Annotated in this window: 15 protein-coding genes; 6 read left to right on the top strand and 9 right to left on the bottom strand. The window is 63.3% G+C overall.

Features of this window, described 5'->3' with window-relative positions; translation table 11 throughout:
- Positions 1 to 2: 2 nt before the first annotated feature.
- The 7 genes from GOQ09_RS12475 to GOQ09_RS12445 all read right to left on the bottom strand — a co-directional run bounded on the left by GOQ09_RS12475 (position 3) and on the right by GOQ09_RS12445 (position 8,270).
- On the bottom strand, positions 3 to 1,541 hold the full coding sequence (locus GOQ09_RS12475; RefSeq protein WP_157613690.1) for a 2-isopropylmalate synthase: 1,539 nt from the start codon (positions 1,539 to 1,541) through the stop codon (positions 3 to 5).
- A gap of 60 nt (positions 1,542 to 1,601) precedes the next feature.
- The gene (gene leuA, locus GOQ09_RS12470) at positions 1,602 to 3,305 is read right to left on the bottom strand and encodes a 2-isopropylmalate synthase (protein ID WP_157613689.1); all 1,704 of its coding nucleotides are present in this window, start codon (positions 3,303 to 3,305) and stop codon (positions 1,602 to 1,604) included.
- 184 nt (positions 3,306 to 3,489) lie between these two features.
- Positions 3,490 to 4,314 carry a CDP-diacylglycerol--serine O-phosphatidyltransferase gene (gene pssA / locus GOQ09_RS12465; protein ID WP_055800083.1) on the bottom strand — a complete coding sequence of 275 codons (825 nt, stop codon included), beginning with the start codon at positions 4,312 to 4,314 and terminating at the stop codon, positions 3,490 to 3,492.
- A 183-nt stretch (positions 4,315 to 4,497) separates the two neighbouring features.
- On the bottom strand, positions 4,498 to 5,514 hold the full coding sequence (gene ilvC, locus GOQ09_RS12460; protein WP_007834233.1) for a ketol-acid reductoisomerase: 1,017 nt from the start codon (positions 5,512 to 5,514) through the stop codon (positions 4,498 to 4,500).
- A 53-nt stretch (positions 5,515 to 5,567) separates the two neighbouring features.
- Positions 5,568 to 5,831, bottom strand: coding sequence for a DUF4282 domain-containing protein (locus GOQ09_RS12455; protein ID WP_157613688.1), 264 nt, complete (start codon positions 5,829 to 5,831; stop codon positions 5,568 to 5,570).
- 55 nt (positions 5,832 to 5,886) lie between these two features.
- Positions 5,887 to 6,378, bottom strand: coding sequence for an acetolactate synthase small subunit (gene ilvN, locus GOQ09_RS12450; protein WP_012747479.1), 492 nt, complete (start codon positions 6,376 to 6,378; stop codon positions 5,887 to 5,889).
- 107 nt (positions 6,379 to 6,485) lie between these two features.
- Positions 6,486 to 8,270, bottom strand: a complete 1,785-nt coding sequence (locus GOQ09_RS12445) for an acetolactate synthase 3 catalytic subunit (protein ID WP_157613687.1) — start codon at positions 8,268 to 8,270, stop codon at positions 6,486 to 6,488.
- A 282-nt stretch (positions 8,271 to 8,552) separates the two neighbouring features.
- Here GOQ09_RS12445 and GOQ09_RS12440 point away from each other — a divergent pair, with 282 nt between their 5' ends.
- The 6 genes from GOQ09_RS12440 (at position 8,553) to GOQ09_RS12415 (ending at position 12,063) form a co-directional block, all read left to right on the top strand.
- Positions 8,553 to 9,119 carry an RNA polymerase sigma factor gene (locus GOQ09_RS12440; protein WP_093019119.1) on the top strand — a complete coding sequence of 189 codons (567 nt, stop codon included), beginning with the start codon at positions 8,553 to 8,555 and terminating at the stop codon, positions 9,117 to 9,119.
- Positions 9,116 to 9,538, top strand: a complete 423-nt coding sequence (locus tag GOQ09_RS12435) for a DUF3619 family protein (RefSeq protein WP_157613686.1) — start codon at positions 9,116 to 9,118, stop codon at positions 9,536 to 9,538. Before GOQ09_RS12440 ends, GOQ09_RS12435 begins: the two co-directional genes overlap by 4 nt.
- 60 nt (positions 9,539 to 9,598) lie before the next feature.
- Positions 9,599 to 10,456, top strand: a complete 858-nt coding sequence (locus tag GOQ09_RS12430) for a DUF3106 domain-containing protein (protein ID WP_242631095.1) — start codon at positions 9,599 to 9,601, stop codon at positions 10,454 to 10,456.
- Between the two features lie 116 nt (positions 10,457 to 10,572).
- On the top strand, positions 10,573 to 11,037 hold the full coding sequence (locus GOQ09_RS12425) for an RDD family protein (RefSeq protein WP_242631094.1): 465 nt from the start codon (positions 10,573 to 10,575) through the stop codon (positions 11,035 to 11,037).
- Positions 11,034 to 11,441, top strand: a complete 408-nt coding sequence (locus tag GOQ09_RS12420; protein ID WP_157613683.1) for a diacylglycerol kinase — start codon at positions 11,034 to 11,036, stop codon at positions 11,439 to 11,441. Before GOQ09_RS12425 ends, GOQ09_RS12420 begins: the two co-directional genes overlap by 4 nt.
- Positions 11,442 to 11,472: 31 nt before the next feature.
- The gene (locus GOQ09_RS12415) at positions 11,473 to 12,063 is read left to right on the top strand and encodes a TIGR00730 family Rossman fold protein (RefSeq protein ID WP_157613682.1); all 591 of its coding nucleotides are present in this window, start codon (positions 11,473 to 11,475) and stop codon (positions 12,061 to 12,063) included.
- Between the two features lie 27 nt (positions 12,064 to 12,090).
- Here the strand turns inward: GOQ09_RS12415 and GOQ09_RS12410 are convergent, their stop codons facing one another.
- On the bottom strand, positions 12,091 to 12,429 hold the full coding sequence (locus GOQ09_RS12410) for a P-II family nitrogen regulator (protein WP_126746480.1): 339 nt from the start codon (positions 12,427 to 12,429) through the stop codon (positions 12,091 to 12,093).
- Positions 12,426 to 14,129 (bottom strand): NAD+ synthase, encoded by a 1,704-nt coding sequence (locus GOQ09_RS12405; RefSeq protein ID WP_157613681.1) that lies wholly within the window; start codon positions 14,127 to 14,129, stop codon positions 12,426 to 12,428. The genes GOQ09_RS12410 and GOQ09_RS12405 overlap by 4 nt, the downstream gene beginning before the upstream one ends.
- Positions 14,130 to 14,133: the final 4 nt, after the last annotated feature.

The raw sequence follows: 14,133 nt of genomic DNA, 5'->3' as shown, positions 1-14,133 counted from the left end.
AACTAACCTTGTGCCGCCACTCTCTCAGCTTGGCTCTGTAACTTATTGAGCGCACTCAAATAAGCCTTGGCCGATGCGACCACGATGTCGGGGTCCGCGCCTACTCCATTCACTACCCGCCCTGCATTTTGTAACCGAACTGTAACTTCCCCTTGGCTTTCTGTCGAGCCACTAATCGCATTAACCGAGTAAAGCACCATCTCGGCGCCGCTCTTGACAAGCGATTCAATGGCCTTCAGAGAAGCATCAACCGGGCCATTGCCGTCGGATTCGCCGGTGACTTCCTTGCCCCGAACGGTAAAGACGACCTTGGCCTGGGGGCGCTCGCCCGTTTCGCTGTGCTGGGAAAGCGACACAAAAGCGAACTGTTCATCAACGTGCGCCAATTCTTCTGCGCTGACGAGCGCGAGGATGTCCTCGTCAAAAATCTCCGACTTGCGGTCGGCCAGCTCCTTGAAGCGCAGGAACGCGGCATTGATGTCGGCTTCGCTGCCCATGGTCACGCCCAGGTCTTGCAGGCGCTGCTTGAATGCGTTGCGCCCGCTGAGCTTGCCCAGCACGATCTTGTTGGCCGTCCAGCCCACGTCTTCGGCCCGCATGATCTCGTAGGTGTCGCGCGCCTTGAGCACGCCGTCCTGGTGAATGCCCGAAGCATGCGCAAAGGCATTGGCGCCCACCACGGCCTTGTTGGGCTGCACCACGAAGCCCGTGGTCTGGCTCACCATGCGGCTCGCGGCCACGATGTGCCGGGCGTCGACATTCAGTTCGAGCCCGAAGTAGTCCTTGCGGGTCTTCACGGCCATGACGATTTCTTCGAGCGAGCAGTTGCCCGCCCGCTCGCCCAGGCCGTTGATGGTGCACTCGACCTGGCGTGCGCCGCCGATCTTCACGCCGGCCAGCGAGTTGGCCACGGCCATTCCGAGGTCGTTGTGGCAATGCACCGACCAGATGGCCTTGTCGCTGTTGGGCACGCGCTCGCGCAGCATCTTGATGAAGTTGCCGTACAGCTCGGGAATGGCGTAGCCCACGGTGTCGGGCACGTTGATGGTGGTGGCGCCCTCGTTGATCACGGTTTCGAGCACGCGGCAGAGAAAGTCGGGGTCGCTGCGGTAGCCGTCTTCGGGGCTGAACTCCACGTCTCCCACGAGGTTGCGCGCAAAGCGCACAGCAAGCCTGGCTTGCTCATGCACCTCGTCCGGCGACATGCGCAGCTTCTTTTCCATGTGAAGCGGCGACGTTGCGATGAAGGTGTGGATGCGCCCGCGCGCAGCGCCCTTGAGCGCTTCGGCCGCACGCGAAATGTCGCGATCGTTGGCGCGCGAGAGGCCGCAAATCGTCGAATCCTTGATGGCGTTGGCAATGGCCTTGACCGCTTCGAAGTCGCCGTTCGAGCTGGCCGGAAAACCGGCCTCGATGACATCCACCTTCAGTCGCTCGAGTTGCTTGGCGATGCGCAGCTTCTCGTCGCGCGTCATCGAGGCGCCGGGCGACTGCTCGCCGTCGCGCAGGGTGGTGTCGAAAATAATCAGTTGGTCGGTCATCGTGGACTCCTTTGTTCCTTTTGGTCGTTTCGCACCCTGCGCGCACGGCGGCGGACAGCGTCAGGCGAGCTCAACCACCGATTGTGCGCTGTGCGCGCCCCGGCTCCGTGCGCGCTGCACGCCCGAGACAATGGCCTTGAGCGAGGCGGAGATCACGTCCGCGTCGATGCCCACGCCGAAGAGTGTCTGGGCTTCGTCCACGCGCAGTTCGAGGTACGCCACCGACCTGGCATCGGCACCCGCACCGATCGCATGCTGGTGATAGTCCATCACACGCACGGTATGGCCAGTGGCCTTGCTCAGCGCCTGGGTGAAAGCATCGATCGGCCCGTTGCCGCGGCCTTCGATGGCGCGGACTTCACCCTCCCACGGCAGGTTGCCGCGCAGCACCACCGAAGCACTGGCGCCCTCGCCTTCTTCCTCGAGCACGCGGTGCTGCAGCGAATGCGCGGCCTCGATGCCGTATTCGCGAACGAACAGCTGCCAGAGGTCTGCCGCAGTGAGTTCCTTGCCGGCCACGTCCATCACGCGCTGGACGGCCTGCATGAACTCCATCTGCAGGCGGCGCGGCATCTCGATGCCGTATTCGCTCTCGAGCAGATAGGCCATGCCGCCCTTGCCCGACTGGCTGTTGACGCGAATCACGGCCTCGTAGCTGCGTCCCACGTCCTTCGGATCGATGGGGAGGTACGGCATGTCCCAGATGTCGCCCTCCTTGCGCGCTGCAAAGGCCTTCTTGATCGCGTCCTGGTGCGAACCCGAGAACGAGGTGTAGACGAGGTCGCCCACATACGGGTGGCGCGGATGCACCGGGATCTGGTTGCAGTGCTCGACCGTCGCGCGGATCTCGTCGATGTTCGAGAAATCGAGTTCAGGCGAAACGCCTTGTGTGTAGAGATTGAGCGCAACGTTCACGAGGTCGAGGTTGCCGGTGCGCTCGCCGTTGCCGAAAAGGCAGCCTTCGATGCGCTCGGCACCGGCCATCAGCGCCAGCTCACCGGCTGCGGTGCCGGTGCCGCGGTCGTTGTGCGGGTGCACGCACAGCACGATGGAATCGCGGCGTGCAAGGTTGCGGTGCATCCACTCGATCATGTCCGCAAAGATGTTCGGCGTGGAATGCTCCACTGTGGTGGGCAGGTTGACGATGCACTTGTGCTCGGGCGTCGGCGCCCAGACTTCGGTGACCGCATCGACCACGCGCTTGGAAAACACGACATCGGTGCCCGAGAACATTTCGGGCGAGTACTGAAAGGTCCACTTGGTTGCGGGCTGCTTCGCGGCAAATTCGTTGAACATGCGCGCGTGGCTGCTGGCCAGCTCGACGATCTGGTCTTCGTCCATGCCGAGCACCACGCGGCGCATCACCGGGGCCACTGCGTTGTAGAGGTGAACGATGGCGCGCGGCGCGCCTTGCAGCGATTCGAAGGTGCGCGCAACGAGGTGGTCGCGCGCCTGCGTCAGCACCTGGATCGTCACGTCGTCGGGAATGCGGTCTTCCTCGATGAGCTTGCGTACGAAGTCGAATTCGACTTGCGAAGCAGACGGAAAGCCGACTTCGATTTCCTTGAAACCGATGGCCACGAGCGTCTCGAACATGCGCATCTTGCGCGCAATGTCCATCGGCTCCACCAAGGCCTGGTTGCCATCGCGCAGGTCCGTCGACAGCCAGATGGGCGCCTTGGTCAGCACGGCATCGGGCCAGGTGCGGTCCTTGAGGCCGATCGGGGCGAATGCGCGGTATTTGGCTTGAGGTTGCTTGAGCATGTCGATTTCTCTGGATGGTTGGGAATCAACCAGCAACCCCAAAAACAAACGGCCCGTTGCTGGTGCGAACGGGCCGTGGTGAGGGATTTGCGCGTGCGCTACCGTCTCCGCCCGTGAGGGAGGGCTAGTAGGGCCAGCAGCGAAATCTTGGTCATGAGGATTGCGAATGTAGCACAAGCCGCGGTCAGTTATGCAAGCCCCGCTCGTCCGGCTCTTCGGTCGAGGTGCTGATCACGCTGGCCTGCTGTCCCTTGGCCTTGCGCCACGCATAAACCACGTAGCCGCTCAGGCCGTAGGCAACGAACAATCCGAACAGCACCGTGGGCGGGTGGATGTTGATGACCGCAATGCCCAGGGCGATCAGCACGATCACCACGAACGGCACGCTCTTTTTCATCTGCACGTCCTTGAAGCTGTAGAACGGCGCGTTGGTGACCATCGAAAGACCGGCGTAGAGCGTGAACGCGAAGGTGATCCATGTGATCTGCGTCCAAGAGAGGTACAGCACCTCGCCGCCTCGCTTGCCCCATTCGGTCATGAGCCAGATGAACCCGGCCACCAGCGCGGCCGCGGCCGGCGACGGAAGCCCCTGGAACCAGCGCTTGTCCACCACACCGGTGTTGACGTTGAAGCGTGCGAGCCGCAGCGCCGCGCAGGCGCAATACACAAAAGCCGCAATCCAGCCCCAGCGTCCCAGGCCCTTGAGCGACCACTCGTAGGCGATGAGCGCGGGCGCCGCACCGAACGACACCATGTCGGACAGCGAATCCATCTGCTCGCCGAACGCGCTTTGCGTGTTGGTCATGCGGGCCACGCGGCCGTCCAGGCTGTCGAGAATCATGGCGGCAAACACGCCGAGCGCCGCAAGATCGAAGCGCCCGTTCATTGCCATCACGACCGAATAGAAGCCGCCGAACAGCGCGGCGAGCGTGAACAGGTTCGGCAGAATGTAGATGCCCTTGCGGCGCTTGCGCGGCGGCACTTCGTCGGGAACCGTGTCGTCATGCATTGAGTTTGCCTCCGTCCCTCATGGGCACTGCGCGAACGGCTACCCATTCGATAGCATCTTGATCTGTGAATCGCATGGGTTCGCAGTGTAGTTCAGGGGCATGGTGCGCCCCACATGAAAAAGGCCACCCCAGCGGGTGGCCCTCGGAAAACAGGCGCCGCGGCGCCCGCTTCATTTTGTGGATCAGTTGCGGGTCTGGTCGACCAGCTTGTTCTTCTTGATCCAGGGCATCATCGCGCGCAGCTTTTCGCCCACGACTTCGATCTGGTGCTCTGCGTTCAGGCGACGGCGGCTGATCAGCGCGGGCTGGCCGGCAGCGGCTTCGAGCACGAAGCTCTTGGCGTATTCGCCCGTCTGGATGTCCCGCAGCACTTGCTTCATGACCTTCTTGGTCTCGTCGGTCACGATGCGAGGGCCCGTGACATATTCGCCGTATTCGGCATTGTTCGAGATCGAGTAGTTCATGTTGGCGATGCCGCCTTCATAGATCAGGTCGACGATGAGCTTGAGCTCGTGCAGGCATTCGAAGTACGCCATTTCGGGCGCGTAGCCGGCTTCCACCAGCGTTTCGAAACCAGCCTTGATCAGCTCGACCGTGCCGCCGCACAGAACCGCTTGTTCGCCGAAAAGATCGGTCTCGGTTTCTTCGCGGAAGTTGGTCTCGATGATGCCGGCCTTGCCGCCGCCGTTGGCGGTGGCGTAGCTCAGCGCGAGGTCACGCGCCTTGCCGGTCTTGTCCTGGTGCACGGCCACGAGGTGGGGCACGCCGCCGCCCTGCGTGTAGGTGCTGCGAACGGTGTGGCCGGGGGCCTTGGGAGCCACCATCCACACGTCGAGGTCGGCGCGCGGCTGCACGAAACCGTAGTGCACGTTGAAGCCGTGCGCGAAGACGAGCGAAGCGCCTTCCTTGATGTGCGGGGCCACGTCGTTCTTGTAGACGTTGGCAATCTGCTCGTCGGGCAGCAGGATCATGACGACGTCGGCGGCTTTCACCGCGTCGGCCACTTCGGCGACCTGCAGGCCGGCCTTGCCGACCTTGTCCCACGAAGCGCCACCCTTGCGCAGGCCGACCACGACCTTGACGCCGCTGTCGTTCAGGTTCTGCGCGTGCGCGTGACCTTGCGACCCGTAACCGATGATTGCGACCGTCTTGCCCTTGATGAGGCTGAGGTCGGCGTCCTTGTCGTAGTAAACCTTCATGATGCGTCTTTCCTATTTAATCTCGAGCACCCCCAGGGCGGGGGTGCTTTCACTCACAGTTGGCCGGAGGGATTCCGGTCCTTCATTTGATGGTTGATCGACACGAGGTTGTCGTGAATGCGGAACAGCAGGATCAGCAGTTCGCTGTAGACGCGAACCATGATCGCGCCGAAAACGAGGATGCCGATGGCAGCGAGGAAGCGCCCCTGGAACAACGAAACGACCGTTGCAGCGAGCACGCCCAGCAACCCGAGGAAGTACAGAATCCGAATGATGATCGGTGTCACCATCTTCTCGAAACCCAGCAAATCTTGCATTACCTTCTCCTCATGTGTTGGTTTAGAACATTGGAACTGAGGGGATCTTCACCCCCTACACGCGCAGGATGCGCTCGCCGCGCCCGATGCCGCTGGCGCCGGTGCGGACAGTCTCGAGGATAGCGCTACGGTCGATTGCTTCCAAGAAAGCATCGTTCTTGCCGTGGTCGCCGGTGAGTTCGATGGTGTAGCTCTTGTCGGTGACGTCGATGATGCGGCCACGAAAGATCTCGGCCATGCGCATCATTTCTTCGCGTTCCTTGCCCACGGCGCGCACCTTGACCATCATGAGCTCGCGCTCGGTATAGGCACCTTCGGTCAGGTCGACGACCTTGACCACTTCGATCAGGCGGTTCAGGTGCTTGGTGATCTGCTCGATCACGTCGTCGGAGCCGGCGGTGACGATGGTCATGCGCGAAAGGCTGGCGTCCTCGGTCGGCGCGACGGTGAGCGATTCGATGTTGTAGCCGCGGGCCGAAAAAAGGCCCACCACGCGGGAAAGAGCACCGGGCTCGTTTTCCAGCAGCACTGCAATGATGTGTTTCATGTTTGCGCGACTCCTCTTTTCGCCGCCCTCCCCCGTGCACGGTAATGCGCGGGCTTGGCGGGCAATAGATTCGTCGTCAGTAAAGTTAAGAGCGAACGCGCCGGCGATCAGAGATCTTCGGAGCCCAACAGCATTTCGGTAATGCCCATGCCGGCCTTGACCATCGGGAACACGTTCTCGGTGGGGTCGGTACGGAAATCCATGAACACGGTGCGGTCCTTGAGCTTGCGCGCTTCGCGCAGCGCCGGCTCCACGTCTTGTGGACGCTCGATCAGCATGCCGACGTGGCCATAGGCCTCGGCCAGCTTCACGAAGTTGGGCAGCGCATCCATGTAGCTGTGGCTGTAGCGGCCGGAGTATTCGATCTCCTGCCACTGGCGCACCATGCCCAGGTAGCGGTTGTTGAGCGAGCAGATCTTGATCGGCGTGTTGTATTGCAGGCAGGTGGAGAGTTCCTGGATGCACATCTGCACCGAGCCTTCGCCGGTGATGGTGAACACTTCCGAGTCGGGCTTGGCGAGCTTGATGCCCATGGCGTACGGAATACCGACGCCCATGGTGCCCAAGCCACCCGAGTTGATCCAGCGGCGCGGCTCGTCGAAGCGGTAGTACTGCGCGGCCCACATCTGGTGCTGGCCGACGTCCGACGTGATGTACGTGTCGGCGTCCTTGGTCATGTTCCAGAGGGTTTCGACCACGTACTGCGGCTTGATGACGTCCTTGTTGTCGCGGTCGTACTTGAGGCAGTCGCGCGAGCGCCAGGCCTCGATGGTCTTCCACCAGTCGGACAGCGCGCCGGCGTCGGGCTTGGTGGTGCTCTCGCGGATCATCGAGATCAGTTCGGTGAGCACGTCCTTCACGTCGCCCACGATCGGAATGTCGACCTTCACGCGCTTGGAGATGCTCGAGGGGTCGATGTCGACGTGGATGATCTTGCGATCGTTCATCGCAAAGTGCTTCGGGTTGCCGATCACGCGGTCGTCGAAGCGCGCTCCCACGGCCAGCAGCACGTCGCAGTTCTGCATGGCGTTGTTGGCTTCGATGGTGCCGTGCATGCCCAGCATGCCCAGAAACTTGCGGTCGCTCGCCGGGTAGGCGCCAAGGCCCATCAGCGTGTTGGTGACCGGATAGCCGAGCATGTCGACCAGCGTGCGCAGTTCGTTGGTGGCGTTGCCCAGCAGCACGCCGCCGCCCGTGTAGATGTACGGGCGCTTGGCGTTCAGCAGCAGGTTCAGCGCCTTGCGGATCTGGCCGCCGTGACCCTTGCGCACGGGGTTGTACGAGCGCATCTCGACCTTGTCGGGATAGCCTGAATAAGGAGTCTTCTTGAACGAGACGTCCTTGGGCACGTCCACCACCACCGGGCCCGGACGGCCGCTGCGTGCGATGTGGAAGGCCTTTTTCATCGTCAGGGCCAGGTCTTTCGGGTCCTTGACGAGGAAGTTGTGCTTCACGATGGGGCGCGTGATGCCGACGGTGTCGCACTCCTGGAAGGCGTCCAGACCGATGGCGGCGGTGGGTACCTGGCCCGAGATGATCACCATCGGGATGGAGTCCATGTACGCGGTGGCAATGCCGGTGACCGCATTGGTCAGCCCGGGGCCGGAGGTAACCAGCGCCACGCCCACCTCGCCCGTGGCGCGCGCATAGCCGTCGGCCGCGTGGACGGCTGCCTGCTCGTGGCGCACCAGCACATGCTGGATGGTGTCCTGCTTGTAGAACGCGTCGTAGATGTACAGAACCGCGCCGCCCGGATAGCCCCAGATGTACTGGACGCCTTCGGCCTGCAGTGCCTTGACCAGCACTTCAGCGCCCATGAGCTCTTGCGTTTGATTGCCGGCGCCAGAGGACGCGGCTGCTGCGGAAGCGAGTTCCGCCTTCGAGATTTCCATGATCAACCTTTGGAGTTTTTTCGGGAACGAAAAACCTTGGGTGCCCCTTGCCAACCCTTGTGGGGTCGCGCCAGGACTTGAGGCCAAAGCCATGAGCGGACTGATGTTCCGCCGGACCGTGACCCGTTTGCCTTTTGACTTGCAACGCGAATTATGACATCGATGCGCCGGCCTTCGCGCGAAAACCGCGACGAAAGGCAGGAAGGCATAATCCGCGGCGGAAAACATAAGCGCTTCCAGACACCCCATTCCCACGCGGCGCCCCACGGCGCCCCCTCTCGCTTGGCCACTGAACAAGAACTTTCCGACTTTCTGAAGAGCGTCGAACGGCGCGCTTTCAAGCGCTCGGTCTATCACGTGAGGGACGAGGAAGCGGCTCTCGACATCGTGCAGGACAGCATGATGAAGCTGGCGCAGCATTACGGAGACAAGCCGCCGGAAGAGCTGCCGATGCTGTTCCAGCGCATTCTGTCGAACTGCACGCTCGACTGGTTCCGCCGGCAAAAAACCCGGCGCGCCCTGTTCTCGAACCTCGGCGATTTCGAAGCGGCCGGCGACGACGGAGATTTCGATCTTCTGGAGAACTTCGTCTCCCCGACCGACTCTAGGGAAACGGAGAGCGCCGAGGACACGACCCGCCGCGCCCAGGTCTTTCACGAGATCGAAGAACAGATCGCAGCTTTGCCGGGTCGTCAACGAGAGGCTTTCCTGATGCGTTACTGGGAAGAAATGGATGTGGCGGAGACGGCCGCTGCAATGGGCTGCTCCGAAGGCAGCGTCAAAACCCATTGTTCACGGGCCGTGCACGCCTTGAGCAAGGCGCTCAAAGCCAAGGGAATTTCGCTATGAACACTAAGGTTCCTACCTCTTCTTTTGCCGCCGAAGATCAATTCGGCCAGCGCGTGGCTGCGCGGCTGTCGGCTGGCAGCCAGGAGCTGCCGCACGACATCGGCGAGCGGCTGCGCGTGGCGCGGGCGCAGGCCGTTGCAATGCGCAAGCAGGCGCCCCAGTTGCGTGCAGCGTCCACGGTCATCCAGTCCGGCAATGTGGCCACGATGGGCGGTAGCTGGTGGACGCGCATCGGCTCGGTGATCCCGTTGATCGCGCTCGTAGCCGGGCTGATCACCATCAGCGTCATGCAGGACGAAGACCGCGCCAGCGAACTGGCGGACGTCGATTCCGCCCTGCTCACGGACGACCTGCCCCCGGCCGCCTACACCGACCCCGGGTTCGCCCAGTTTCTCAAGTCGGACGGCGCTTCCGACTGAGTCCTGCCGAACGAACCAATGCGACCTCTCCCCGTTTCCTGGGCTTCCACACCTCGCCTGATGCGCCCGCAAACGTCGGGCGCAGTCATTTGGGCGGGTGCGCTCGCCATGGCGTTTTTCGGTCTCGGTGCCTTGGGCGGCCTGAGCCTCGCGAGCGCTCAAACTCGCTCCGAATCGCTCAAGCAGGCTGCCGAATCCACGCAGGGTGGGCCAGCATCGGCATTGCACCACTCCTCCTCGAAAGTTGCCGCGGCAACCAAGCCGGCCTGGAGCGAGCTCACGGCCGAGCAGCAGCAGGCGCTGCAGCCTCTCGCATCGCATTGGCACACTTTGAGCATGGGGCAAAAGCGCAAATGGCTGGCACTGTCACGCAACTACGCGAACATGTCGGCCGATGACCGAACAACCCTGCACAGCCGCATGATCGAATGGGCCGCCCTGAGCAACCAGCAGCGGGCGCAGGCACGCCTCAACTTCGCCGAAGTCAAGAGCGTGCCCGCCGACGAGCGCAAGGCCAAATGGGAGCAATACCAGGCACTGAGCGAAGAAGAGAAGCGCCGGCTTGCGGAACGCGCTCCCGCCAGGCCACGCGGCGCCGCCGTTCCGGTGCGCCCCGTTCCCGCCCAGAAGCTGGTTATGGTTCCCGCAGTGACGCCCTCTGGACAGCACACGCCGCGTATCTTGCTGGCGCCGCCCGCGTCGGCGACCGCAGTGGCAACGCCGGCCACCGCACCCGCGGCCGTCATGGTGGCATCGCCGCCGGAGCGGGTGCCGGGCGTCGTGACCGTCGCTCCCGCTTCTGCTCCCGGTTCGCCGCCGTCCGCTCCCATCCCTGCCGAAGCGCAAGTGCCGGCCCCCTCTTCTGCCGCGCCCTCCGCCGCCGCAGGACGGCCGGCCGAGCAGCCGTCGCCCCCCTGAACAAGATTTCGATGGTTTCACCTTCCCCTGAAGTTTCGGAATCGAATTCCTCATCCTCTCCCGCAGACTCGTCGACCAGCGCTCCTCTTTCGATAGTGCCAGGCCTGTGGAGGCGAATGGCATGCTGGCTCTACGAAGGCATGCTGCTGTTCGCCGTGGCCATGATGTCGGCCTGGCTGTTCAGCGCTCTGAGCCAGATGCGCAACGCCATGGACGACACGCGCCGCCCGCTGCTGCTGGCCTATCTCTTCGTGGTGTTCGGCGTGTACTTCGTCTGGTTCTGGTCCAAGGGCCAGACACTGGGCATGAAAACCTGGAACATTCGGATCGTGGACAAGCAAGGCCGCCCCGTCACCCAGCCGCGGGCCTTCTTGCGCTACGTGCTGAGTTGGGTCTGGCTGCTGCCGCCGCTGGCATTGCATCCGTTGCTGGGCGTGCCGGTTGTCGAAACGCTGGTCCTGCTGTTCGGCTGGATTGCCGTGTGGGCCGTGCTGGCTCGCTTTCACCCCGAGCGCCAGTTCTGGCATGACGCCTGGGCCGGCACACGGCTCATAACCTCCAAGCCGATGAGCCGCCGATGAGTGCCCTGCCCAAGCTTCCCGACCCCGCCGTCAATCCGCAAAAGGCGCGCAAGGGTTTCGAGCGCGTGTGGCACGCCACGCTGATTTCGCTGCACGGCCTTCGCGCGGGCTGGAGAGAGCCGGCCTTCCGCCAGGAAGCCATCATGGCGATCGTGATGATCCCGGCCGCCTTCTGGCTCGGCCGCAGCTGGCTCGAAGTCGCCCTGCTCGCCGGGAGTGCCATTCTGGTCATGATCGTCGAGCTGCTCAACACGGCGGTCGAAGCCGCGATCGACCGCATCGGCCCCGAATGGCACGACCTTTCCAAGCGCGCCAAGGACATGGGAAGCGCCGCCGTTCTGCTGTCTCTCATGTTGTGCGGAGGCATCTGGCTGGCGGCGTTGTGGCAGCGCTTCGCGTCATGAAAGCACCCCCCGCACGAGGCATGATGGCGGGATGAATCCTGAATTTTCGATCTGTGTGTATTGCGGCTCGCGCCCTGGCGAGCGCCCTGAGTTCTCCAAGGCGGCCGAAGCGGTCGGCCAGTGGATTGGCCAGCACCGCGGCCAACTCATCTACGGCGGCGGGCGCACCGGCCTGATGGGCACCGTGGCCGAGGCCACTCGCAATGCCGGCGGCCGCGTGGTCGGCATCATTCCAAAGGCGCTGGTCGACCGGGAGCTGGCCAACACGCTTTGCGACGAGCTCCACGTGGTCGACACCATGCATGAACGCAAGGCCATGATGGGCGAGCGCGCCGACGCCTTCATCGCTCTTCCGGGCGGCATCGGCACCTTTGAGGAACTGTTCGAGATCTGGACCTGGCGCCAGCTCGGCTATCACGACAAGCCGACCGGCATCCTGAACACGGCCGGCTACTACGACGGCCTGCTGGGCTTCCTGGCCCACAGCGTGCGCGAGGGCTTCATGGGCGAGTGGCAGATGGAGCTCATCCGTACGGGCACCAACCCCACCGAACTGCTCACCGCACTGCGCGCCCAGGTGCCGCTGCATCCCCGCGGCGATCGCCTGGCTGAAAACCTCTAGCCTCGGGCCAAGCCGGCGGTGCGCCGTTCAAACGGCATTTTCGTTCTCTTCGCCGGTGCGGATACGCACGATACGCTCTACTTCGGTGACGAAGATCTTCCCGTCGCCGATCTTGCCCGTGCGGGCCGAGTTGACGATGGCCTCGATGCAGCGTTCCACGTCGCCCTCGTTGACGACCACTTCGACTTTCATCTTCGGCAGGAAGTCGACTACGTATTCCGCACCACGATAGAGCTCCGTGTGCCCCTTCTGGCGGCCGAAGCCCTTGACTTCGGTCACCGTGAGGCCGGTTACCCCCACTTCGGCCAGCGCTTCGCGCACGTCCTCGAGCTTGAAGGGTTTGACGATGGCGGTGATCTGCTTCATGGTTTTTGCGCTCCGGCGGTTTCGTTGAATTTGCTGGTGATAGGGTAACGCCAATCTTTGCCGAAGCTGCGATGGGTGACCCGGATGCCCACTGGCGCCTGGCGCCGTTTGTATTCATTGATCTTGATGAGCCGCGCAACTCGCTCGACCACCGCGCGTTCGTAGCCCGCCGCAATGATCTCGTCGATGCCCTCATCGTCCTGCATGTAGCGTGCCAGGATGCCGTCGAGGATGTCGTACGGCGGCAGGCTGTCCTGATCGGTCTGGTCGGGCCGCAGTTCGGCGCTGGGCGGCCGCGTGATGATCCGTTCGGGAATCGGCGAGGCGCCGGTGCCGTACGGGTCATGGGCATTGCGCCAGCGGGCCAGCGCAAACACGGTGGTCTTCAGCAGGTCCTTGATGACCGCGAACCCGCCCGCCATGTCGCCGTACAGCGTGCAGTAGCCCGTGGCCATTTCGCTCTTGTTGCCGGTGGTGAGAACAATCGAGCCGAACTTGTTCGACAGCGCCATCAGGAGCGTGCCGCGGATGCGGGCCTGGATGTTCTCTTCGGCGGTGTCTTCGGGCAGGCCCTCGAACTCCTCGGCCAGCGCGCCCGTGAACGATTCGAAGGTGTGCTTGATTGAAATTTCGTCATAGCGCACGCCCAGGCGGCTGGCCATCTCGCGCGCGTCGATCCAGCTGATGTCTGCCGTGTAGGGCGAAGGCATCATGACCGCGCGTACCTTGTCCTTGCCGAGCGCATCGACTGCAATGGCAAGCACCAGTGCCGAATCGATGCCGCCAGAGAGCCCCAGGACGGCCCCCGGAAAGCCGTTTTTGCCGATGTAGTCCCGCACGCCCAGTACCAGTGCATCCCACAGCTGGGCTTCGGCATCGCGCGGCGGCGCGATTGCTTGCGGCTCGGCCACGAAGCCGATGCCTGCGCCGCCTTGCGCGGGCCGCTCCAGTTGCATGAAAACCAGGCGCTCCTTGAAGCTCTCGGCCTGCGCAGCCAGGGCGCCGTCGGCCTGCAGCGCGAACGAGGCTCCGTCGAAAACCACTTCGTCCTGGCCGCCGACCAGGTGCGCGTAGACGAGCGGCAGCCCAACCGCGCGGGCTCGGTCGGCCATTCGCGCCACGCGCTCGCCTTCCTTGCCGACGTGGTACGGCGACGCATTGATGACCGCCAAAACTTCGGCGCCGGCCGCGCGGGCCAGCTCGGCCGGCTCGTCGAACCAGGCGTCCTCGCAGATGAGCAGGCCCACCGAGACGCCTCCGGCCTCGAACACGCAGGTGCCCTGGCCCGGCGTGAAATAGCGGCGTTCGTCGAACACCTGGTAGTTGGGCAGCTCGCGCTTGGCGTAGGTTTCAAGAATGCGCCCTTCCCTGATCACGCTGGCGGCGTTGTAGCGCATCTGCACCGCCACCGAGCGGCTGCGGAGGCTCCCGCCCGTCGGATGCCCCACCACCACGACCATGTCTTTGAGACCGGCGAGCGCAGCGGCAATGCCTTTCACGGCATCATCGCAAGCTTCGGTAAAAGCGGGCCGCAGGAAAAGATCCTCTGCCGCATAACCAGCGATCGAGAGTTCGGGCGTCAGCAGAAGACGCGCACCCTCTGCGTAGGCTTGCTGCGCGGCATCCACAATTTTTTTCGCGTTGCCGGCGAGGTCGCCCACCACAAAATTGAGTTGCGCGACGGCGAGCTTGAGCGTCATACGG

The sequence above is a fragment of the Variovorax paradoxus genome, from assembly GCF_009755665.1.
Lineage (GTDB): Bacteria > Pseudomonadota > Gammaproteobacteria > Burkholderiales > Burkholderiaceae_C > Variovorax > Variovorax paradoxus_G.
This window is presented reverse-complemented; position numbering and strand designations above follow the sequence as displayed.

What these genes read in the sequence shown, in the direction of transcription:
- GOQ09_RS12475 (WP_157613690.1), bottom strand. Translation starts at nt 1,541, where the DNA reads ATGACCGACCAACTGATTATTTTCGACACCACCCTGCGCGACGGCGAG.
- GOQ09_RS12410 (WP_126746480.1), bottom strand. Translation starts at nt 12,429, where the DNA reads ATGAAGCAGATCACCGCCATCGTCAAACCCTTCAAGCTCGAGGACGTG.
- GOQ09_RS12435 (WP_157613686.1), top strand. Translation starts at nt 9,116, where the DNA reads ATGAACACTAAGGTTCCTACCTCTTCTTTTGCCGCCGAAGATCAATTC.
- leuA (WP_157613689.1), bottom strand. Translation starts at nt 3,305, where the DNA reads ATGCTCAAGCAACCTCAAGCCAAATACCGCGCATTCGCCCCGATCGGC.
- GOQ09_RS12425 (WP_242631094.1), top strand. Translation starts at nt 10,573, where the DNA reads ATGGCATGCTGGCTCTACGAAGGCATGCTGCTGTTCGCCGTGGCCATG.
- GOQ09_RS12430 (WP_242631095.1), top strand. Translation starts at nt 9,599, where the DNA reads ATGCGCCCGCAAACGTCGGGCGCAGTCATTTGGGCGGGTGCGCTCGCC.
- GOQ09_RS12405 (WP_157613681.1), bottom strand. Translation starts at nt 14,129, where the DNA reads ATGACGCTCAAGCTCGCCGTCGCGCAACTCAATTTTGTGGTGGGCGAC.
- GOQ09_RS12420 (WP_157613683.1), top strand. Translation starts at nt 11,034, where the DNA reads ATGAGTGCCCTGCCCAAGCTTCCCGACCCCGCCGTCAATCCGCAAAAG.
- GOQ09_RS12415 (WP_157613682.1), top strand. Translation starts at nt 11,473, where the DNA reads ATGAATCCTGAATTTTCGATCTGTGTGTATTGCGGCTCGCGCCCTGGC.
- pssA (WP_055800083.1), bottom strand. Translation starts at nt 4,314, where the DNA reads ATGCATGACGACACGGTTCCCGACGAAGTGCCGCCGCGCAAGCGCCGC.
- ilvN (WP_012747479.1), bottom strand. Translation starts at nt 6,378, where the DNA reads ATGAAACACATCATTGCAGTGCTGCTGGAAAACGAGCCCGGTGCTCTT.
- ilvC (WP_007834233.1), bottom strand. Translation starts at nt 5,514, where the DNA reads ATGAAGGTTTACTACGACAAGGACGCCGACCTCAGCCTCATCAAGGGC.
- GOQ09_RS12445 (WP_157613687.1), bottom strand. Translation starts at nt 8,270, where the DNA reads ATGGAAATCTCGAAGGCGGAACTCGCTTCCGCAGCAGCCGCGTCCTCT.
- GOQ09_RS12455 (WP_157613688.1), bottom strand. Translation starts at nt 5,831, where the DNA reads ATGCAAGATTTGCTGGGTTTCGAGAAGATGGTGACACCGATCATCATT.